Source organism: Brevibacillus brevis (assembly GCF_001039275.2).
Classification (GTDB): Bacteria; Bacillota; Bacilli; order Brevibacillales; family Brevibacillaceae; genus Brevibacillus; species Brevibacillus brevis_C.
In genome coordinates this window covers 3,780,396-3,801,926 of the sequence record NZ_CP030117.1, presented here as the reverse complement: position 1 = coordinate 3,801,926, position 21,531 = coordinate 3,780,396, and the positions used below count along the sequence as shown (strand labels likewise).

The following is a 21,531-nucleotide window of genomic DNA, read 5'->3' as shown; positions in this document are numbered from 1 at the left end:
AAAGCCGGGGAAGTGTTCTAAGACTTCCCCAGCTTGATCCGGAAAGGAGCAGCCAATGATTAAGTTAACTCGGTTTAACGGCTCTACTTTTTATCTGAACATCACTCACATTGAAACTGTTGAAGCAACTCCGGATAGCGTGATCACGCTGTTCAACGACAGAAAGTACATCGTGAAGGATTCGGTGGAATCCATCGCTGAACGTGTTCAGGCTTTTTATCATAATGTTCCTCCGGCAACATCTGTACCGAAAATGCCGGGTGATTCAAATGAATAGCGGGAGGCATTAGCGATGTTTCAAAATCGATTGTTTAACATGGCTCTAATCATTATCATCGCGATATCGCTACTGGGAGTGATCTCGTTTGTTCTCTGGCAAACGTATCTCTCTCCGGCTGCGCAAACATCTTCGACGGAAGAGCAAGAAGTGAAGCCGCTCACGGCAGAGGAAATGAAAGAGTTCTCCGTTGACACTGGCGAAATTACTACGAACTTGCTAACGAATAATTACATGATTGTACGCTTTAGCATTACGGCGGACAGTGCTGATGCCAAAACAGAATTGGAGCAGCGTTTGCCGCAAGTCAATCAGGTGATTATTAAAACATTGGCGGGGTTGACACCAGAAGACATAAAAGGAACTGAAGGTGTGAACAAGCTGGAAGCAAAAATCATGAATGAAATCAGCTCCCTGATGCAAGAGGGTAAGATTGTTCAAGTAGTGACAACCAAACGCGTCTTGTCATAGGAAGCGATTATGGTATACATAGCAAGGAGGTGACGACATATGGCCGAGGTTCTCTCACAGAGTGAGATTGATGCGCTGTTGGCCGCCCTATCTTCGGGCGAAATGGATGCCAACGAGCTGAAAAAGGAAGAAACTGAGCGTAAAGTCAAAGTATATGATTTCAAACGCGCCCTGCGGTTCTCAAAAGATCAGATCCGTGGTTTAACGCGAATCCATGAAAACTACGCGAGGCTGTTGACAACTTATTTTTCAGCTCAGCTCCGTACCTTCGTGCAAATTACGGTTGCCTCCGTCGATCAATTGCCGTATGACGAATTTATACGTTCTATTCCCAAGATGACCATCTTGAACATCTTTGAAGCTCCTCCGCTGGAAGGACGAATGGTTTTGGAAGTAAATCCAAACATCGCCTATACCATGCTGGATCGACTTCTGGGAGGACAGGGGGCGATTCCGGAAAAGATGGGCGCCCTTACGGAAATTGAAACAACGGTGATGGAACGTGTATTCGGCAAAGCGCTGGATACTTTCCACGAGGCATGGAAGCAAATCATTGAACTAGATCCGTATCAAGAAGGTTTGGAGATGAATCCACAGTTCATGCAGATCGTCTCACCTAACGAGATTGTCGTGGTAATCTCCTTTAGTACCAAAATCGGCGATACAACAGGAATGATCAATCTCTGTTTGCCTCACGTGGTACTGGAGCCAATCATGACAAAGCTGTCTGGACAATACTGGTTCTCCAAACAAAAGAAAACGCGGGATGAAGAAGAGCGCCTGCGTGTAGAAGAGCGAGTAAAAGTTGCAAAATTGCCGATTGTTGCTGAAATGGGAACAGCTACGATTACAGTAGGAGATTTCCTGCAGCTACAAAAAGGTGATGTCATTCAATTGGACCAATCGATCGACAACAAGTTGAAGATTAAAGTGGGCGACCACTTAAAGTTCTTGGGTCAGCCAGGAACACATAAAGGAAGAGTCGCCGTACAGATTGATGAAGTCATAGAGGAGGGGGAGGAACAAAATGAGTAGAGATATGCTTTCTCAAGACGAGATTGACGCGCTGTTACGTGCGAACAACTTGGTTGAGGACGAAGAGGAAGCTGTGTCGGCAGTGACCCAGGATGTTGCCGATTTTCTGTCCCCGTTTGAACAGGATGCACTCGGAGAAATTGGTAATATCTCCTTTGGGAGCGCAGCTACTGCGTTATCTACTTTGTTAAGTCAAAAAGTAGATATTACAACCCCTACTGTTTCCGTAGTTAATGTGGATGAATTGGAAAGTGAATTTCCGATTCCTCACGTGGCTGTCCACGTGGAATATACAGATGGTTTCAAAGGAATTAACCTGCTAGTCATTCGCATGGAAGACGCAGCAGTTATCGCGGATCTGATGATGGGCGGAGACGGCAGACCAGCGAACACGGAAATGTCTGAGCTTCATATCAGTGCGGTACAGGAAGCAATGAATCAGATGATGGGTTCCGCCGCTACGTCCATGTCAACGATTTTCAACCAGTTCATTAATATTACGCCACCAGGCATTGATGTAATGGATCTGGCGCAAGGCAAGGGTGGAGACAGCTTCTCTGATGATGACAGTCCTCTGGTGAAAGTATCTTTCCGCTTAAAGGTAGGAGAGCAAGGCGAACTTATCGATTCCAATATTATGCAGCTTCTCCCGCTTTCCTTTGCGAAAAAGATGATTGATAGACTGGTTGGAGGTGCAGGGGATGAAGAAGCAGCAGCGGCCCTCATAGATGAGATAGAGATGCCTTCTCTGCCTGCTATGAGTTTGTCGGCTCCTTCTATCCAACCAAGTGCGCAAGAGCAACCACAGAGCCACGTACCGCCTGTAGCGCCGCCACCACAGCAACAGCCGATGTATCAGCAACCGCCGGGTTACGCACAGCCAATGGGCTACCCAGGACAGCCGCCGATGTATCCTGACGCGTATGGACAACAAATGATGCCACCTGGCTATGCTCCGTACCCAGGAATGTATCAGCAGCCTCCAATGGCTCCGCCAGCTCCACAGCATTTCGGAGGTCCAGCAGCTAGTCAGGCGAATGTAGTACCAGCACAATTTGCTCCACTTGGAGGTGCTCCTATGTATACAGGAGACATACAGAACTTAAACTTGCTTCACGATATTCCATTGCAAGTAACAGTTGAGTTAGGTCGTACGAAAAAGCTGATTAGAGAAATCCTTGACTTGTCCGCTGGATCGATTATACAGTTGGACAAGCTGGCAGGTGAGCATGTAGACATTTTGGTGAACAACAAATTAATCGCCAAGGGCGAGGTTGTCGTCATTGATGAGAACTTTGGGGTTCGTGTTACAGACATCATCAGTCAGATCGATCGTGTTCAAAAATTACAATAATCCAATCAAGAGGGAAGCATTAGGGAGGAGCTATTCATGTCTAACAAAGTTTTAATCGTAGACGATGCAGCATTCATGCGTATGATGATCAAGGAAATTCTTTCTAAAAACGGGTACAGTGTCGTAGGGGAAGCAAGTGACGGTGCACAAGCAGTTGAAAAGTATAAAGAATTGGGACCTGATCTCGTAACCATGGATATTACCATGCCAGAGATGGATGGAATTTCTGCATTGAAAGAAATTAAAAAATTAGATCCTAACGCGCGTGTGATCATGTGCTCCGCGATGGGACAACAAGCGATGGTAATCGATGCGATCCAGGCGGGCGCAAAAGACTTCATCGTAAAACCATTCCAGGCGGATCGCGTTCTTGAAGCGATCAAAAAGACAATGAGCTAATGATGATGATCCGGAATGCAGGGGCAAGACTCATTTTAGCCTTCAGTCTGATCCTGTTGCTTTTCGTCTCCTCCCTGCCGAGTACCGTTTTTGCAGAAGGTTCAGTAGCGGATGCGTACAACCAGGGAAAAGTGCCAACTAGCAATGCGCCCGCCGGCAGTGAACAGCCGGCGGCCATTCCGGGCAGCGGAACAGGAAGTATGATCGGGTATCTAGTTCAAGTCATCTTTTCGCTTGGCTTTATTGCAGTATTGATCTTTTTATTGCTCCGTTTTCTTGGTCGACGTCAAGGAGCTCAAAGTCATGGACCAATTAAAGTGATTAGTGCTACTGCGCTAGGCAATGGCAAAACACTTCAGGTGGTTATGATCGGCGAGTCATTGTACATCGTGGGAGTGGGAGAAAACGTTCAATTGCTTCGTAGGATTGAACCGGGTGAAGAGGTAGATTTGATCTTGGCAGACGCAGAGATCAAACCAATGAAAAGCCCATTCTCATTAGAATGGCTCCCGTTCGGTAAGAAAAAGCAGGCTGAAGAAGAAATCTTGTTTTCTTCTGATATGGACGGCAAAAGCTTTCAAGATCTGTTGCAGGGTCAATGGAACGACTTGAGAAATCGTCCAGACCAAACAGAACATTGGAAGAAAGAGCAAGCTCAGGACAGAGGGGACCAAAAATGAAATATTTTTTGCAGGTGCTGATGCTTGTCGCAGTGTTGCTATCCGTACCTGATATGGTCATGGCGGCGCCAGCGGGTACACCGCTTGTTCCGAGTATTGATTTGAAGATAGGCGGCGGAACAGGAACACCGCAGGAGACATCGACGGCCATTCAGCTGTTACTGATTTTGACAGTATTATCTGTAGCTCCAGCGATTTTGCTTTTAATGACCAGTTTTGCGCGAATTGTTATAGTGTTGTCTTTTGTTCGAAATGCGTTGGCAACTCAACAAATGCCACCGAACCAGGTATTGATTGCCCTTGCATTGTTTATGACTTTCTTCATTATGGCTCCGACACTCGGACAAGTAAACGAAACAGCCGTGCAGCCATTTATGCAAGGAAAGCTAACGCAACAGCAGGCATTGGACGCAGCGGTCATACCCTTTAAGGAATTTATGGCAAAGCAGACGCGTGAAAAAGATTTAGCACTCTTTCTGGAATACACAAAAGCCGAACGACCAAAATCAATCCAAGATATTCCGTTGAATGCGCTGGTACCTGCTTTTGCCATTAGTGAATTGAAGACGGCTTTTCAAATCGGCTTTATGATATTCATTCCATTTCTCGTAATTGATATGATCGTCTCCAGTATTTTGATGGGGATGGGGATGATGATGTTACCGCCGGTTATGATTTCATTGCCGTTTAAGATTTTACTGTTCATCATGGTGGACGGCTGGTATCTCATTGTGAGATCACTTTTGACCAGTTTTTAGCGACATTCCGAATGCCTCAGGAGGTAGAGCATGACACAAGAATTACTTATGCAGATTGCCCAAAGCTCTGTTTATACCATCCTGCTGATTTCGGCACCCGCACTTGGGGTCGCCTTACTGGTCGGTTTGATGGTCAGTGTCTTTCAGGCAACGACACAAATTCAGGAGCAGACACTCGCTTTTATTCCAAAGATCGTGGCCGTATTTGTCGTGATCTTGGCTGTTGGTCCATGGATGCTTCGGGTAATGCTTGATTTCACGATGGGGATCTTCGGTAACCTTCATCGTTTTGTTGGGTAGCATATGAATCTTTTTCTGATGTATCTGCCCGTATTCTTGCTTGTTTTTGTCCGAATGAGTGCCTTTTTTGTAACGGCTCCGTTCTTTTCCATTCGCGGTGTACCGAATCAGTTTAAAATCGGTCTCGCGTTTATCATTGCCGTCATCAGTTTTCAATCCTTGCCGGTACAAGGCGAGATTCCGATGGATTTGACATTTATTTTGTATGTCATGAAGGAAGCCCTTGTTGGTGTCATTCTTGGTTACATATGTGAAATGATGTTTATCGCCATTCAGGTTGCTGGTGGACTGATGGACATGCAGATGGGTCTCGCAATGGCAAACGTGATTGACCCCAAAACGGGTGCATATATCCCGGTGACAGGTAACTTCAAAAACATTCTCGCTGTCCTGTACTTTTTCAGTATTGACGGACATCACATGCTGATACGAGGTGTGATGAGCAGTTACCAGGTTATACCGGTGGACATCATGTGGGCGGCTTTCGGAAGCGAAAACGTCATGATGACAGCAGTAAAAACATTTCAAACGATGTTTACGAGTGCGTTTATGATTGCGGCACCGATCGTCGTTGCATTGTTTCTGGTTGATCTCTCTCTTGGTATTATCGCCAAATCTGTCCCGCAGTTTAATATCTTTGTGGTGGGTTTGCCCATTAAACTGCTTGCCGGCTTTTTACTGCTTATCGTGGTGATGCCTGCGTTCTTGCTGACCCTGAACGGATTGTTTGGGAACATGTTCCGGGCACTTGCAGAAATGATGAAATCGCTCGGAGGAGCACCATGAATCAATTGAGGCTTTCTTATCAAGTAGATCTTCAATTTTTTAATGGGGAAAAGACAGAAAAAGCTACGCCCAAGAAAAAGCAAGACGCACGAAAAAAAGGGCAAGTCGCGAAAAGTCAGGATCTTTCCCCCGCCCTATCTTTGACAGCATTTTTCTTTCTGTTAATGATGCTTGGTTCTACCATGCTAGGCACATTTCAAGATTTGATGCGGGAGTCATTGATTACATATACCACGTGGCAAGTAAATGAAGAAAATTTAAAAGTCATCGTGATGCAGCTCGTATTTGAAGCGATCAAAATTGTTGGACCTATCCTAGGCTTGAGTTTTCTTGTCGCATTTGCAGTGAATTACATGCAGGTAGGCTGGCTAATTAGTACAGAACCCCTTCAACTGAAACTGGAAAAGATCGATCCGATTAAAGGGGCAAAACGAATTTTTTCCTTACGCTCGCTCGTAGAGCTACTAAAATCTTTATTAAAAATAAGCGCAGGCATATATGTCGCGTACGTCATTTTGTGGAATGCAAAGGAACAAGTTGTACAGCTTTCCTTATTGTCTGTCGGAGCAGTCCTAGCGTTTACTGCCGAAGAGGTGACAAAGCTGGGAATCTATCTCGGGTTATTGCTTTTCATTCTCGCGATTCTGGACTATGCCTATCAGCGTTATGAGCATGAAAAGAATCTGCGAATGTCCAAGCAGGATCTCAAGGACGAGCATAAGCAAGCGGAAGGTGATCCGCTCATTAAAGGGAAGATTCGTGAACGGCAAAGAAGTATGGCCATTCGCCGTATGATGCAGGAGCTTCCCAAAGCGGATGTCATTATTACGAACCCGACTCACTTTGCTGTTGCCGTTCGCTATGACGCAAGTGCGATGAGTGCACCGACGGTAATCGCCAAAGGGCAAGACTATCTAGCATTAAAAATAAGGGAAGTAGCGAAAAAGCATCGTATCGTTACCATGGAAAACAAGCCCTTGGCCCGGGCTCTCTATAGTCAAGTTGAAGTTGGGCAACAAATTCCCGAAGAGATGTTTAAAGCGGTCGCGGAAGTTCTCGCGTACGTCTACAAGCTGCAAGGGAAAGTGAAATAAATGGAAGGAGGATAACCAGTGGGATTCAAATTTAAAGAAGTTGGTACGATCCTTTTTGTCATAAGCATTGTTGTCATGATGGTAATCCCACTTCCTTCAGCGCTACTTGATTTGCTGTTGATTTTGAATATCTCCCTTGCATTGACCATCTTGCTTGTGTCGATGTATACAAAAGAAACTTTGGAATTCTCGATCTTTCCGACGGTTTTGCTTATTACAACACTTTTTCGACTAGCTCTGAACGTGTCGACAACGAGAAATATTTTATCGCACGGTGAAGGCGGTAAAGTTATTGAAACGTTCGGTAGCTTTGTAGTCGGTGGTAATCAAGTCGTCGGTTTCGTCGTGTTCCTCATCTTGATCATCATTCAGTTTATCGTAATCACCAAAGGTTCTGAGCGTGTAGCTGAGGTAGCAGCACGTTTTACGCTCGACGCGATGCCTGGTAAACAGATGAGTATCGACGCGGATCTGAATGCAGGAATGATCACAGAAGCAGAAGCACGTGTCCGAAGAAAAAAGATTGAGAACGAAGCTGATTTTTATGGAGCAATGGATGGTGCCAGCAAATTCGTAAAAGGGGACGCCATCGCGGGTATTATCATTTTTATCGTAAATATTATCGGTGGTTTTATCATCGGGATGCTCATTCACGATATGAGCTTTGCCGAGTCTGCCTCTCGATTCACTACCATGTCTGTCGGTGACGCACTTGTGAGCCAGATTCCAGCGCTCTTAATTTCGACCGCAGCAGGTATTATTGTAACGCGTTCCACTTCTGGTGAAGGTCTGGGTGAAGACATCGTCAAGCAGATGTTCAGCTTTCCACGTCTTCTCTATATCGTAGCCGGATGCATGTTATTGCTGGGGCTCTTTACACCGATTGGAATTCTGCCTGTACTTCCGGTATGCGGGATAATGGCATTTGCTGCTTGGAAAATGGAGAAGAATCAAAAGATGCAAATACAAGAATCCGCCGACAAGGTGGAAGAGCAGCAGATGGAAGAAGTACGCAGTCCAGAAAGCGTCGTGAACCTGTTACAGGTCGATCCCATCGAATTCGAGTTCGGTTATGGCTTAATCCCGCTTGCCGATGTGAAGCAGGGAGGGGATCTGTTAGATCGAGTCATCATGATTCGAAGACAAATCGCACTCGAGATGGGGATCGTTGTTCCGGTCATTCGTATACGTGACAACATCCAGCTTCGACCGAATGAATATATGATCAAAATAAAAGGCAACCAGGTCGCTAAAGGGGAAATCATGCTAGATCACTATCTGGCGATGAGCCCGGGGATCGAAGATGATTCCATTGTTGGGATAGAAACCGTAGAACCTGCGTTTGGATTGCCCGCATTATGGGTAACAGAAGAGAATAAGGAGATTGCTGAGCTGTCTGGCTATACAGTTGTCGATCCACCATCTGTTGTGGCTACACATCTGACAGAGGTCATCAAGCGACATGCCCACGAATTGTTAGGTCGCCAGGAAACAAGGGCCCTGATCGACAATGTACGGGAGACAGCACCAGTTCTCGTAGACGAGCTGATTCCAAGTCTGCTCGCCATTGGGGACGTACAAAAAGTATTGCAAAAGCTGTTGCGTGAAAAAGTGTCTGTTCGAAATCTTCACGTTATCCTTGAAGCACTTGCGGATCATGCCTTGTATACAAAAGATCCAGATGTGCTGACAGAATATGTAAGACAGGCGATGGCGAGACAGATCACACTCCAATTTACGGAGCCAGGACAACCACTTCGCGTGCTTACAGCTGGAGCAGGATTGGAAAAAGCAATCTCTGAACGTGTGGAACAGTCTGAGCAAGGAAGCTATCTGGCGATGGATCCGGAAACGTCTCAGCGAATTTTCCAAAACATGTCGACTGAAGTGAGCAAAATGATCAACTCGGGTCAACAGCCGATCATTCTTTCATCACCAGCGGTTCGAATGTACTTGCGTCAATTAGTAGATCGCATGATGCCAGACGTTCCCGTTTTGTCGTACAGCGAGCTCGAACCACATGTTGAAGTGCAAAGCGTAGGGATGGTGAACATTTCGTGAGGGTAAAACGTTACATTGTCGATTCGATGCCAGAAGCAATGGAAAAAATCAGGACGGACTTAGGAATGGATGCAGTGCTTCTTAATTCCAAGCCGATCAAATCAGGTGGATTGTTCGGGATGTTTGGCAAACAACGAATCGAAGTAATCGCTGCTGTCGATGAAAAGGCATCCGAGCGAGAAAATCCCACAGTAGCAGCTGAACATCGAACCAACAACGTTTTGCCCAAATCGCAGACAGGTACGTACACGGCTGCTCAAGCGTATCGAAAACCGACTGTGACAAAAACAACGGAGAATCAACAAGTTGAATCAACAGGTAGGGAGGAGGTCGTAGCCGCGATGACACAAACCGCGGTTGCGACGCCTCCAAAAGAAGAGATCCCAGATACGAGAGCTGTACAGAAGCAAGGAGAGCGAACTGAGCAGCAAGCTCCTGGCATGACATCCCAAGAAAGAGCTTTACCCACAAGCAATCATGACGCGATTGCCACTGAAATGCGAGATATGCGTCAAATGTTTCAAAAGCTGTTGGTGCATGACTTAAGTGAACAACTTCCTCCGGCGATACAGTCTATTCGTGCAAAGTTAATGAAGCAAGAAGTGACTGAAGAGCTAACTGCGGAAATCATTCGAAAAGTAATGGAAATGTCGCAACCGGGTGAAAAGTGGACGGAGGAAGAAGCGTTTGCGGTATGCCGAACGATTATCACTTCCATGATCGAACCATATACAGCCTCTTCGCCAAAGCTGGGTAAGAATGTGCGGTATGCTTTCTTTTTCGGTCCGACAGGGGTTGGAAAAACAACGACCATTGCGAAGCTTGCAGCGAACAGCATGTTGAAGGAAAAGCGAAAAATCGGCTTTATCACGGCTGATACGTATCGAATGGCAGCAGTAGAACAATTGAAGACGTACGCAAACATTTTAAATGTCCCGCTGGAGGTTGTCTTTTCTCCGAAAGAAATGGCGGCTGCGATGGAACGCTTAAGTGATTGTGACCTCATTTTTGTAGATACGGCTGGACGAAATTTTCGCAACGATGAGTATGTGGAAGGCATTCGTGAATTGCTGGAGCATGGAAAAGACAGCGTAAACTACCTAGTACTTAGCTTGAGCTCCAAATTCAACGATATGAAAGCGATCGTCCAAAACTTTGCGGAAGTTCAAGTGAAGCAAGTCATTTTTACAAAAGCGGATGAAACGAACAGCTTTGGCACGATGTTGAATGTTTGTCAGGAGATGAATCTACAGCTCTCCTATGTAACGACAGGTCAAAATGTACCAGATGATATCGTTGTAGCTACACCCGAGCTGGTTTCAACGATGATTATGGGAGAGTAAACAGATGCGTGACCAAGCAGAGCAACTCCGTGAGCGGATGCTACAAAACAAGAAGACACGACCAACTAGACTGGTGACAGTGACGAGTGGAAAAGGTGGTGTCGGCAAGTCCAATTTTAGCTTGAATTTTGGACTTGGTTTGAGTGAGAAGGGTCATAGGGCGGTTTTGTTTGACTTGGATCTGGGTCTGGCAAATCTGGATGTATTAATGGGAATTACTCCAAAAAAGCATCTGTTTCATTTGTTAGAGCCAGATACGACTGTTTGGGACATTATCGAGCACGGGCCAGGAGGCTTGGAATTCATCGCGGGTGGTTCTGGATTTACGCAGATCATGCAGTTAGATGATGAGAAGCTAGATCGCTTATTCTCCCATCTGGACCCGCTGCAAGGCTATGCCGACACAATCATTTTTGATACGGGAGCAGGTTTTTCAAAGGAATCCATGCGATTCATGCTCTCCTCAGACGAGGTCATCCTCGTTACCACTCCCGAACCACCAGCGATAACGGATGCATATGCAGTCATCAAGATGCTACACGCACGTAATCCCGCTGTCTCCATTCGCTTGGTGATAAACAGAGCGTCATCGGAGAAAGAAGGAAAAATGACGGCGGACAAGCTTGCGATGGTTTCCAAACGCTTTCTGAATATGGATATTCAGTCACTTGGATATGTTTCGGATGATCCTTATGTTTCAAAAGCTGTTAAACTGCAGCGTCCTTTTCTACTTACATATCCACAATCGCAAGCCGCGAGAAGCATACGAAATCTGGTAGAGCGGTATTTGGATCGTCCGGATACTTCAGATGCTTCTGTCAGTGGTCTCAAAGGTTTTCTTGCGAAGTTGAGGCACTTCATACGATGAGACATAAAAGTAGGAAGGGAGCGACATTCGAATGAGTAAAATCCGCGTCCTCGTCACAGACGATTCTGCATTCATGCGTAAAGTGATTTCGGACATTTTATCTACTGATCCTGAGATTGAAGTGATTGATCGAGCCAAGAATGGTCTCGAATGTATTGAAAAATGTAAAGAACTGGCTCCGGATGTCCTCACACTCGACATTGAAATGCCGGTTATGAACGGTTTGGACGCGCTTGAAAAGCTGATGAATGAGTACCCGGTTCCGATCGTCATGTTGAGCAGTCTGACAAAAGAAGGGGCCGAAGCTACGATTCATGCGTTGGAGCTAGGTGCGTTTGACTTTGTAACGAAGCCTTCTGGTCCAATTTCTCTCGACATCCACAAAGTGGGCGATCGTCTTATCGAGCGTGTGAAGGCTGCGGCAGCATCGAAAGTACGTTTGAGAAAGCAGATGCCTCGCGTAGTCAAACCGGTATCTTCCGAATCAAAAGCTACACCTGTTGCACCGGCAGCTCCAGTAATACGTACGAAAATACCGAGCCCGCCTGCTGTGATGCGGTCACAAGTGGGCGGAAAGGCAAGACTGGTGGTTTTAGGTACTTCCACGGGTGGTCCTAAAGCATTGCAGAGTGTACTGACTGCAATTCCGGCGAACTTTCCGGCACCAATTGCCATCGTTCAGCATATGCCAGCAGGTTTCACAAAATCGTTAGCAAATCGGCTAGACTCGCTATGTCAAATTCGAGTAACCGAGGTTGTCGATGGCGAGTACCTGGAAAATGGTACAGCGTACATCGCTCCAGGAGGCTTCCATTTCGAAGTTCGTCAAGTAAATGGGAGACTACAGGCCTATTTACACCAAGAGGAGCCACGAGGCGGTCACAGACCGTCTGTCGATATCCTGTTTGAATCAGTCAGTCAATTGACAAATGTAGACAAATGGGCAATCATCATGACAGGCATGGGAAATGATGGGACTAAAGGGCTAAAACGCATGAAGGAGCTTGGCGTTGTCACAAGTATTATCGAAGATGAGTCGAGTTGTGTCGTATACGGAATGCCACGAGCAGCGATTCAAGCAGGCTTGGCAGACAACGTGGCCCCATTAGAAAAGATTCCGGAGCTGTTGTGCAAGCTCTTGCACTGATTTTTGGGAGGTGGATCACCGATGGATATGAATCAGTATTTGGACATGTTTATTGAGGAGTCAAAGGAACACCTACAGGCAATTAACGCCAACTTGTTACTCTTGGAAAGTGATCCGGGTAATATTGGCCACGTCAAAGAGATTTTTCGTTCCGCTCATACATTGAAGGGGATGTCGGCGACCATGGGCTTTGAAGACATGGCGAGTTTGACTCACGAAGCGGAAAATGTACTTGACCTAATTCGCAATCAAAAGTTAACGATTACCAGTGATATTATGGACGCTATTTTTCAGAGCGTAGATTTGATTGAAGGCATGGTCATCGATATCACGGAAGGTGGAGACGGTTCAGCAGATGTTTCCACTATTGTTAAGAAGCTGCGGGCGATTGTAGCTGGAGACTTTTCAGCCGAGCAGGAAGTAGCAGCAGCTACGATGGAAGTGGAAGCACCGCAAGAGGAAAGCACGCCTGCTGAAGATCATGAGCTGGATGATTATGCAATGATGGTCCTGAAGCAATCGCAGGAACTCGGAAACAACGTTTTGTGGATCAAAGTGACATTGAATGAAAACTGCTTGCTCAAGGCTGCTCGCTCTTACATGGTTTTTGATCAATTGGAATCCATGGGTGAAGTGATCAAGACGAAGCCGGCTGTTGAAGATATCGAGAATGAGCGATTTGAACAATCGTTTGAAATCGCCTATGTGACGGAGCAATCAATTGAAAAAGTACGTACTACGATTCTTAACATTTCGGAAATCCAAGATGTGACAATCGAAACGATTCAATTGAAGAGTGAAGCTCCACCTGCTCCCGTAGTGCAACAGACGCCAGCACCAGCTGAAAAAGGAGCAGCAGAAGCTCCTCAAGCACCTGTGAAGAAGGCGACGGCTGGTGGAAAAACAATTCGTGTGGATATCGAACGCTTGGATATCCTGATGAATCTGTTTAGCGAATTAGTCATTGACCGTGGTCGTTTGGAGCAGTTGGCACGCGAGATCGGAAAGAATGAACTGCAAGAAACCGTAGAGCACATGAGCCGGATTAGTGGCGATTTGCAAAACATCATTCTGACCATGCGCATGGTTCCGGTGGAGCAAGTATTCAATCGTTTCCCACGTATGATTCGCGACCTGCAAAAAGATCTGAATAAAAAAGTAAATCTGGAGATTATCGGTGCGGAGACAGAATTGGACCGTACTGTCATTGACGAAATCGGGGACCCACTAAATCACTTGTTGCGTAACTCGCTTGACCACGGAATTGAGTCTCCAGCAGATCGGAAAAAGGCGGGTAAGCCAGAGGAAGGAAAAATCGAGCTCCGCGCTTTCCACAGTGGGAACCATGTATTTATTGAAGTAAAAGATGACGGTGCTGGAATCAATAAGGATAAAGTTCTCAAAAAAGCGCTTGAGAGAGGCATTGTCAATCCTGCGAATGCAGACAGCATGAGCGACAAGCAAATCCACGAGTTGCTATTTGCAGCAGGCTTTAGTACAGCGGAAGTTGTTTCTGATATTTCGGGTCGGGGTGTTGGACTGGATGTCGTTAAGTCCAAAATTGAGTCGTTGGGTGGAAGTGTCAGCGTAGATTCTGTGCGCGGCCAAGGCACGACTTTCCTCATTCAATTGCCACTTACGCTCTCTATCATTTCCGCGATGCTGGTACAAGTGAAAGATGAGAAGTACGCTGTCCCACTCAGCTCCATTATTGAGACGGCTGTATTTAAAAAAGATCAAATCATGATGGCTCACCGCCAGAAAGTGATCGACTTCCGGGGACGTGTAGTTCCGCTCGTTTCGCTACAGGACATTTTCCAAGTGCCTGATAATGGGGAAACAATGGAAGATGAAGTGGCAGTCGTCATCGTACGTAAAGGTGAGAAAATGGCAGGCCTTGTCGTCGATTCGTTCATCGGTCAACAAGAGATTGTTCTAAAATCTCTGGGCAAATATCTGGTTAATGTATTTGCCATTTCAGGTGCAACGATCCTGGGAGACGGTCAGGTCGCGCTCATCATAGATTGTAACTCACTGATTAAGTAGAAGGAGGGGCAGCCACATGCTCGATCAAAAAGAAGTCATTAGCGAAGTCAAAGTGATTGTCTTTCGATTGAAGGACGAAGAGTATGGCGTAGAGGTTCATCAGGTCAAATCCATTGAAAAGCTGGAGCACATCACAAGAGTTCCTCGAACGCCTAGTTTCGTCAAAGGGGTTATTAATCTGCGTGGCGTTGTGACACCGATTATTGACCTGCGCAATCGCTTTAGTCTTGAAGAAAGCGTCTATTCCGAAGCGACTCGAATCATTATCGTGGCCGTAGGTGAGTTGGAAGTGGGTCTCATTGTAGATGCTGCTAACGATGTAATTGATATACCAGTTGATGCGATTGAACCGCCTCCAGAGGTTGTTGGAGGAGTGGAAGCTGCTTATTTGCGAGGCGTCGCTAAGCTGGATAAACGACTGTTAATCCTCTTAAACCTCGATAAAGTATTGAGCAATGAGGAAATCAAGCAGTTGGACGCAATTGAGGGGTAAGTAAAATGGGCGATTTTACGAAGTTTGGGGATTTCCAATTTGACGTTTTACGGGAAATCGGGAATATCGGTGCTGGTCACGCTGCCACGGCTCTCTCCAAGCTCATACAAAAAGAAATCGATATGAAAGTTCCACAAGTAAAGATTATCCCCTTCGACGAAGTTGCAGATTGTGTAGGAGGAGCGGAAACTGTAGTAGTGACCGTCTTCCTCCGGGTTGAAGGCGATTGTCCAGGGAACATGTTTTTCATCCTTGATTTGGATTCTGCCAAGCACCTGCTCGAACAAATTACGGGAATTAATAAAGATGTGTACGAGTGGGAAGAGCTGGAGATCTCAGCGCTGCACGAGATTGGCAACATCTTAACAGGTTCTTATCTATCATCGTTAGCTGATTTTACACAATTAAATTTACAGCCGTCCGTACCTGCACTCGCTGTGGATATGGCTGGAGCTATTCTAAGTTATGGATTAATAGCGTTGGGTCAAGCGGGTGACTTTGCCCTCACGATTGACACCGCTTTTTTCGAAGGCAATGATCAAGTAAAAGGGAACTTTTTCTTAATTCCTGATCCTGAATCGCTCCCAATACTATTTCGTTCATTAGGGGTTCCGTTCGATGGAGATTATTAAGATAGGGATGGCTGATCTTGGTGTGGCAAAGCCGCCGAGTAAGCTGCGTACTACCGGTTTAGGTTCTTGCGTAGGGGTAGTGCTCTACGATCATATCCATAAAATTGCAGGTATGGCACATGTTATGCTTCCAGAATCGTCTTTGGCTAAAAGCGGGGAGCTAACGATAGGCAAGTATGCGGATACAGCAATCCCTCATCTGATTCAGTTGATGGTGAAGGCTGGCGCGGAGACCAGACACACAGTTGCGAAATTGGCTGGTGGCGCACAAATGTTCGCGTTTTTAGGGAATAATGACACCATGCGGATTGGGCCTCGGAACGTAGAGGCGTGCAAACTTGCATTGAAGGATGCTCATATAAAGATCGTGGCAGAAGATACAGGGGGAAACTGCGGTCGGACAATCGAGTTAGATGCCACAAACGGCATTCTTCAAATCAGGACCGTAAATCAAGGTGTGAAGGAAGTATAACAAATGTTAGGAACCATTTGGATTAATTTTGGATTAGGAATGCTCGCATTTCTTGTGACGCTGGGTACGGCTGTGGCGAGTAATGTCTGGCTCGTATCACTGGAGAGAGCAGGTATCGCATTTGTCCTATTCTTCCTCGCAGCTTTTCCAATTCGTTGGCTGCTCGCAACGTTCATTCAGTCATCTACTCCACCAATGGTTACGGACACGCTAGAGGGGACAAGCTCTCCTCTAGCAGAAGGTGGAGTCGTTCTGGAAATTGGACAACAATTGGAACAGGAAGATCAAACATTTGCACCACTCTCAATCAACAAGATGGAAAGGATTCATCCTACTGAGGATCCAGCCACCGTTGCAGAGGTCGTTAGGCGCTTATCAGATGAGTAAAGGTTGGTGACTATTCGTGGCACGGCTAACCAGTCAAGAAAAAGCAAAAGAGTTCGATAAATGGGTCATGTGGAAGCAAGAGGGAAGTCGCGAGGCGGAGGTTGACTTGGTCACGCGGTTTTTGCCACTGGTCGATAAGGTGGCAAATCGGTTGGCGATTAATCTGCCAGCAAATGTGGACAAGGATGACTTGATTAGTTATGGGCGCTTTGGGCTATTGGACGCTTTGGCTAAATTCGATCATACCCGGGGTCTCCAATTTGAGACGTACGCCATGTGGCGGATTCGTGGTGCGATGATCGATGGACTACGTGAGAACGACTGGATCCCTCGTACTGTTCGAGACAAGGCCAAAAAAATCGAAGAAGCATACACCACCTTGGAACAGCAAATGCTGCGAATGCCAACCGATCAAGAAGTGTCTGATTATCTGGGAATAAGCAAAAAGGAGCTTCAACAGGTTTTCTTGGAAACCTCACTTGCCAGCATGGTTTCTATCGATGAGGCAGTAGGGGATGAAGACGAACAAAAAACAGCAAGACATTCGTATATCATCGACGAGCTCACACCTCGCCCTGATAATGTGGCGGAAGTATCCAGCTTAAAAGAGGTTCTTGTAACGGTCATCGACAAATTGCCTGAAAAGGAACGATTGGTTGTCTCCTTGTTTTATTTTGAAGAAATGACCTTATCAGAAATTGCGGAAATCATGAGCTTGTCACCTTCAAGAATATCCCAGTTGCACTCCAAAGCTCTTTTCCGACTTCGTTCTGCGTTGTCCAGATGGAAATCGCAATTGATGTAAGGGGACATTACCCAAGCTTGAGAGGGGTAGAATGATGGAAGGGATCGGGAAATATAAAATAGAAGTAAAAATTTCAGCCGATAAATTGGAGGCCGAAGTACTCCTCCGAATGGACGAACAAGATATCGAAGAAATTGTCGTCTTGGAAACAGATGTATACAAAGCATTACAAGCAAGCAATGTGAAGTATGGAATTCTCGATGATGTAGTACAAAACTTGTGTACCTTACCTGCGAAGTATGCAAATGCGAGAGTAAAGGTTGCTCAGGGGATTGCACCTGTGGCTGGAACCGATGCGACTATCGAGTACCCTTATTTGGCATCTATTAATGAAGGGGAAGGTCCAAAAGAGCTAGAGGATGGTCGAGTTGATTTTTATAATGTGACGACAATCCCTAATGTGGCAAAAGGGCAACTCTTGGCACGTAAAATATCAGCAAGCCAGGGACAACCAGGCACAGCAGTTACCGGAGAGCCCATCGCTCCCAAAGCCGGCAAGGAAATAAACATAAAGCCTGGGAAAAATGTTGTGCTCAATCAAGAGCGGACGATGCTATACGCCGCTATTGACGGGCAAGTCTCCTTTACGGAACAGGCAAAAATGAACGTGTTTCCCGTATTTGAAGTAAACGGGGATGTTGATTTTGGTGTTGGCAATATTGATTTTGTGGGAACGGTGGTCATTCGCGGGAACGTATTGAATGGCTTTCGCGTAAAGTCATCAGGAGATATACGCGTACTTGGCAGTGTAGAAGGGGCCGAGTTGTACGCGGAAGGCTCCATTGAAATCAAAAGCGGAATAGTTGCCCAGGACAAAGGCTGCATTGTTGCGGGGAAAGATGTCCGGACATCCTTTATCCAAAACGCCAATGTAACGGCTGGCAATCAAGTGATTGTTTCACAAAGCATCATGTTCTCAACCGTACGAGCTGGAAAGCAAATCATTTGCAAAGGGGCAAAAGGCTTCATCATTGGCGGTGTGCTGCAAGCTGGGGAAAAGATTGCGGCTCGAGTATTTGGGAACAGCAGCGCCACTCCTACGATACTCGAAGTAGGAGTAAAACCGGAATTAAGACAAGAACTAGCGAACATTCAAAAAGAACTACAAAATGTGTATGAAAATTTACGCAAAACAGATCAAGGCCTAGGCGTTATGAATCAGATTCTTCAAGTCAGCAAAGAACTTCCAGCAGACAAACGTCTCATGCAAATCAAGCTAACCAATACTCGTTTGGTTCTGGAAAAAGAAAGCAAGGAATTGGAAGCACGCAGAAATGATATTGAACTCGAGCTGAAAGGGGAAGGACCAGCAGCTATTGAGGCATATCATGTGATGTATCCAGGAATCAAAATGACGTTTGGAAAGCTGGTGCACTTTATCAAGCACGAGTATGCAAGAACGCGATTTATTGTGCTGGACGGTGAAATTAGCACAGCAACTCTTATCTAATCCAGGATGCTAACATACTTAGTGTGATAAAGGGAGTTGGGGCCATATGAGTTTGAAAGCGGTTGAATTGCAGGTGGCAATACCACGAACGCTAGAAGTCAGCCGAATTCAGGAGCATCAGCAACAACGAACCATGCATGAACAACAATCAATGATTGATCAGCGAAGAGACCTGGATGAACATATGCGCCAGCGCCCGAGCGATCTTGAGCAGTCACAAAAGAACCAGATACGCGAACGAGAAAAAAAGCAAGGACAGCAAGAACATCAGGACAAAAAAGAATCCGCTGGAAGTCAAATGTCCGAATCGAGCGAAGGTGTATCTACGAATGCTGATCTCATGAGAGATCCATTGCGTGGGCGTATTATAGATATTTCTTTATAAACGAAGATCAAGCCAGAAATAAAGGTGGACAACATGGACGTAGTGTATCCCATCCTGATTGGAGCAGGAATGATCAGCATGCTTCTTGCTTTTGTCATTAAAAAGAAGCAGCCTGTTGACTCCTTTTCCTCAATACCGACACAACGCACGACGGACAAGGACGAGCTCGAAAAAAGCGTGCAGCGTCTTCAAAAACAGGTAAAGCAAGAAACCAATCTTCTTGCTGCAGAATGGCAGGAAATGAGAGCGGATCTTCTCGAGGATATCGCTAGTTTGCGTAAGCGATTAGACAATATGGAAGAACAATGGCAAAAGAGTGAAACTCATAAGCAGGAAGCTCCAAAGGAAACGAATCGGATAGAACCAGCACCTCAAGATCAAGAGGTGGATATGCTGGCACTACGAGAACGTTATCGCCGTGCCTTTGAGCTGAGTAAAGAAGGGTTGTCTCGGGATGAGATTGCAAAACGACTCGGTGCCGGCAGAGGAGAAATCGATTTGATCTTTTCCTTGGCTGACAGGCATGAGCGAGGTCTTGCCGATGCGTAAACAAGAGCTCTTATTTGGATTTGGAGCAGGACTGATTGTGGCTACCTCCATAATCGGAATGTTAGCGCCTAAGCAGGCTACGCAAGCCCCAGCCATGACTGTCGATCAAATGAAAGTAGCTGCACAAGAGCTGGAAATGGTCGTGCTTACAGCAGAAGAATACAAACAGTGGCAGGAAGAAAAAAAAGTGAAGGTACAGCCAGCTCCTGGAGTGCCTAAGGCGCCAGTTACGCCAAAGGTAGGTCAAACAGTGGCGCCTGTGACAAAGCAACCGCAGACGCCAACTGTACAGCCTACGACGCCTGCAGCTTCATCAGAGCAAAAGGCGATTCCGCCAACCAATCCGAGTAAGGACGGTCACCCTACTCCAACCGCACCGAATACGCAGACACCAACGTCACCCAATGCGCTGCCACCTACAGCTCCGACAGTGGAAGCACCAGTAGCAGAAAAGAAGGTATCTTTCACCGTTCCTTACAAAGCAACTGCAGAGGATGTAGCGCAGATTCTAGTTAAGGAAGGAATCCTTCCTGCCGACAATCAATTTGTGGCACAGCTACGTGCGAGCGACAAGCTAAATCGTATTCGTGTCGGTACCTATGAAGTGTCGACCGCCGCTAAGGAAGCAGATATCGTCAAGTTGATAACAACTCCGCCTAAAAAATAGGCGGTTTTTTCAATGTAACCAAATGTGTCCATTTGTCGTCAGGCAAGAAGGGTCAAAACTTTTTTTTACGAAATAAATGGAATTCGTTTGTTGCAATTGAAACTCCCATATGATATATTCATTTACGGTGTTGAAATCGCACGTCCACCAATTCCAGCAACGGTGCTGCCAATGGCAGAATTGCTTGGAACATGCGGTGAGGCGGAGGTAGGCATCACAAAAACCATTTTTGAAGGAGGTGTGAAATATGGCAGTAATTTCGATGAAACAATTGCTCGAGGCTGGTGTACACTTCGGTCACCAAACTCGTCGTTGGAACCCGAAAATGGCTCGCTATATCTTCACCGAACGTAACGGAATCTACATTATCGACCTGCAAAAAACCGTTAAAAAAGTAGAGGAAGCGTACAACTTCGTGCGTGAACTCGCTCAAGATGGCGGAAAAATCCTCTTCGTTGGTACGAAGAAGCAGGCACAAGAATCCGTTAAAGAAGAAGCAGAACGCACAGGTCACTACTTCATCAACCAACGTTGGTTGGGTGGTACTCTGACAAACTTCACAACCATCAAAAAACGTACTGCTCGCTTGGCTGAGCTGAAACGTATGGAAAACGATGGTACTTTCGCAGTATTGCCTAAGAAAGAAGTTATCGTTCTGCGCAAAGAAATGGATCGTCTGGAAAAATTCTTGGGCGGTATCGCTCACATGGATAAACTGCCTGACGCTCTGTTTGTCATCGATCCTCGTAAAGAGCGCATCGCTGTAGCAGAAGCTCGTAAATTGGGTATCCCAATCGTAGCGATCGTAGATACTAACTGCGATCCAGATGAAATCGATTATGTGATCCCAGGTAACGATGACGCAATTCGCGCTGTGAAATTGCTCACTGCTAAAATGGCAGACGCTCTCCTGGAAGGAAATCAAGGTACAGAGCAACAAGCAACAACAACTGCGTAAGCATGTGTGTTAAAGGGTGGACTGAGGGTGTCAGAACCCCCGTCCATCCTTTTTTGCTGAATAGCGTCGCCGAGGTTAACAGGCGACTTGCTTTTCGATTATAATAGGATCGTA

At 46.1% G+C, this 21,531-nt stretch carries 25 protein-coding genes; all 25 read left to right on the top strand.

The annotated features are described in order from the left end of the window. Positions 1 to 55: 55 nt before the first annotated feature. On the top strand, positions 56 to 277 hold the full coding sequence (locus tag AB432_RS18020) for a flagellar FlbD family protein (RefSeq protein ID WP_017249323.1): 222 nt from the start codon (positions 56 to 58) through the stop codon (positions 275 to 277). Positions 278 to 292: 15 nt separating this feature from the next. Then, positions 293 to 748 (top strand): flagellar basal body-associated FliL family protein, encoded by a 456-nt coding sequence (locus AB432_RS18015; RefSeq protein ID WP_048033450.1) that lies wholly within the window; start codon positions 293 to 295, stop codon positions 746 to 748. A 39-nt stretch (positions 749 to 787) separates the two neighbouring features. Then, positions 788 to 1,783: a flagellar motor switch protein FliM gene (gene fliM / locus AB432_RS18010; RefSeq protein WP_016743325.1), complete on the top strand. Its 996-nt coding sequence runs from the start codon at positions 788 to 790 to the stop codon at positions 1,781 to 1,783. Further along, the gene (gene fliY, locus AB432_RS18005) at positions 1,776 to 3,137 is read left to right on the top strand and encodes a flagellar motor switch phosphatase FliY (RefSeq protein ID WP_048033449.1); all 1,362 of its coding nucleotides are present in this window, start codon (positions 1,776 to 1,778) and stop codon (positions 3,135 to 3,137) included. Before fliM ends, fliY begins: the two co-directional genes overlap by 8 nt. Positions 3,138 to 3,173: 36 nt before the next feature. Continuing rightward, on the top strand, positions 3,174 to 3,536 hold the full coding sequence (locus AB432_RS18000; RefSeq protein ID WP_007719294.1) for a response regulator: 363 nt from the start codon (positions 3,174 to 3,176) through the stop codon (positions 3,534 to 3,536). Further along, positions 3,536 to 4,216, top strand: a complete 681-nt coding sequence (locus AB432_RS17995; RefSeq protein WP_048033448.1) for a flagellar biosynthetic protein FliO — start codon at positions 3,536 to 3,538, stop codon at positions 4,214 to 4,216. The genes AB432_RS18000 and AB432_RS17995 overlap by 1 nt, the downstream gene beginning before the upstream one ends. Next, the gene (gene fliP, locus AB432_RS17990; protein ID WP_048033447.1) at positions 4,213 to 4,974 is read left to right on the top strand and encodes a flagellar type III secretion system pore protein FliP; all 762 of its coding nucleotides are present in this window, start codon (positions 4,213 to 4,215) and stop codon (positions 4,972 to 4,974) included. Before AB432_RS17995 ends, fliP begins: the two co-directional genes overlap by 4 nt. 30 nt (positions 4,975 to 5,004) lie before the next feature. Further along, on the top strand, positions 5,005 to 5,274 hold the full coding sequence (gene fliQ, locus AB432_RS17985; protein WP_048033446.1) for a flagellar biosynthesis protein FliQ: 270 nt from the start codon (positions 5,005 to 5,007) through the stop codon (positions 5,272 to 5,274). Between the two features lie 3 nt (positions 5,275 to 5,277). Then, positions 5,278 to 6,060 carry a flagellar biosynthetic protein FliR gene (gene fliR, locus AB432_RS17980; RefSeq protein ID WP_048033445.1) on the top strand — a complete coding sequence of 261 codons (783 nt, stop codon included), beginning with the start codon at positions 5,278 to 5,280 and terminating at the stop codon, positions 6,058 to 6,060. Beyond that, positions 6,057 to 7,154, top strand: coding sequence for a flagellar biosynthesis protein FlhB (flhB, locus tag AB432_RS17975; RefSeq protein ID WP_048033444.1), 1,098 nt, complete (start codon positions 6,057 to 6,059; stop codon positions 7,152 to 7,154). Before fliR ends, flhB begins: the two co-directional genes overlap by 4 nt. Positions 7,155 to 7,172: 18 nt before the next feature. Next, on the top strand, positions 7,173 to 9,215 hold the full coding sequence (flhA, locus tag AB432_RS17970) for a flagellar biosynthesis protein FlhA (protein ID WP_048033443.1): 2,043 nt from the start codon (positions 7,173 to 7,175) through the stop codon (positions 9,213 to 9,215). After that, positions 9,212 to 10,558 (top strand): flagellar biosynthesis GTPase FlhF, encoded by a 1,347-nt coding sequence (gene flhF, locus AB432_RS17965; protein ID WP_048033442.1) that lies wholly within the window; start codon positions 9,212 to 9,214, stop codon positions 10,556 to 10,558. The genes flhA and flhF overlap by 4 nt, the downstream gene beginning before the upstream one ends. A gap of 4 nt (positions 10,559 to 10,562) precedes the next feature. Further along, positions 10,563 to 11,426, top strand: a complete 864-nt coding sequence (locus AB432_RS17960; RefSeq protein WP_048033441.1) for a MinD/ParA family protein — start codon at positions 10,563 to 10,565, stop codon at positions 11,424 to 11,426. Positions 11,427 to 11,457: 31 nt separating this feature from the next. After that, positions 11,458 to 12,573 carry a protein-glutamate methylesterase/protein-glutamine glutaminase gene (locus AB432_RS17955; RefSeq protein ID WP_048033440.1) on the top strand — a complete coding sequence of 372 codons (1,116 nt, stop codon included), beginning with the start codon at positions 11,458 to 11,460 and terminating at the stop codon, positions 12,571 to 12,573. Positions 12,574 to 12,594: 21 nt separating this feature from the next. Then, positions 12,595 to 14,619 carry a chemotaxis protein CheA gene (locus AB432_RS17950; RefSeq protein WP_048033439.1) on the top strand — a complete coding sequence of 675 codons (2,025 nt, stop codon included), beginning with the start codon at positions 12,595 to 12,597 and terminating at the stop codon, positions 14,617 to 14,619. Positions 14,620 to 14,635: 16 nt separating this feature from the next. Then, positions 14,636 to 15,112 carry a chemotaxis protein CheW gene (locus AB432_RS17945; protein ID WP_048033438.1) on the top strand — a complete coding sequence of 159 codons (477 nt, stop codon included), beginning with the start codon at positions 14,636 to 14,638 and terminating at the stop codon, positions 15,110 to 15,112. Positions 15,113 to 15,117: 5 nt separating this feature from the next. Further along, positions 15,118 to 15,744, top strand: a complete 627-nt coding sequence (locus tag AB432_RS17940; RefSeq protein ID WP_048033437.1) for a chemotaxis protein CheC — start codon at positions 15,118 to 15,120, stop codon at positions 15,742 to 15,744. After that, positions 15,731 to 16,216, top strand: coding sequence for a chemotaxis protein CheD (locus AB432_RS17935; RefSeq protein WP_007719270.1), 486 nt, complete (start codon positions 15,731 to 15,733; stop codon positions 16,214 to 16,216). Before AB432_RS17940 ends, AB432_RS17935 begins: the two co-directional genes overlap by 14 nt. A 3-nt stretch (positions 16,217 to 16,219) precedes the next feature. Further along, entirely contained in the window at positions 16,220 to 16,603 is a 384-nt protein-coding gene (locus AB432_RS17930) for a hypothetical protein (protein ID WP_048033436.1), read from the top strand. A 16-nt stretch (positions 16,604 to 16,619) separates the two neighbouring features. Beyond that, positions 16,620 to 17,408: a FliA/WhiG family RNA polymerase sigma factor gene (locus AB432_RS17925; protein WP_047067879.1), complete on the top strand. Its 789-nt coding sequence runs from the start codon at positions 16,620 to 16,622 to the stop codon at positions 17,406 to 17,408. A 31-nt stretch (positions 17,409 to 17,439) separates the two neighbouring features. Then, positions 17,440 to 18,858, top strand: coding sequence for a flagellar assembly protein A (locus AB432_RS17920; RefSeq protein WP_082195956.1), 1,419 nt, complete (start codon positions 17,440 to 17,442; stop codon positions 18,856 to 18,858). Between the two features lie 46 nt (positions 18,859 to 18,904). Further along, the gene (locus AB432_RS17915) at positions 18,905 to 19,243 is read left to right on the top strand and encodes a hypothetical protein (RefSeq protein ID WP_048033435.1); all 339 of its coding nucleotides are present in this window, start codon (positions 18,905 to 18,907) and stop codon (positions 19,241 to 19,243) included. 33 nt (positions 19,244 to 19,276) lie between these two features. Further along, complete coding sequence (locus AB432_RS17910) at positions 19,277 to 19,792, top strand: DUF6115 domain-containing protein (RefSeq protein ID WP_048033434.1); 516 nt, start codon at positions 19,277 to 19,279, stop codon at positions 19,790 to 19,792. Beyond that, positions 19,767 to 20,459, top strand: coding sequence for a DNA polymerase III subunit gamma/tau (locus AB432_RS17905; RefSeq protein ID WP_048033433.1), 693 nt, complete (start codon positions 19,767 to 19,769; stop codon positions 20,457 to 20,459). Before AB432_RS17910 ends, AB432_RS17905 begins: the two co-directional genes overlap by 26 nt. Positions 20,460 to 20,706: 247 nt before the next feature. Then, the gene (gene rpsB, locus AB432_RS17900; protein WP_015891726.1) at positions 20,707 to 21,417 is read left to right on the top strand and encodes a 30S ribosomal protein S2; all 711 of its coding nucleotides are present in this window, start codon (positions 20,707 to 20,709) and stop codon (positions 21,415 to 21,417) included. Positions 21,418 to 21,531 lie beyond the last annotated feature (114 nt).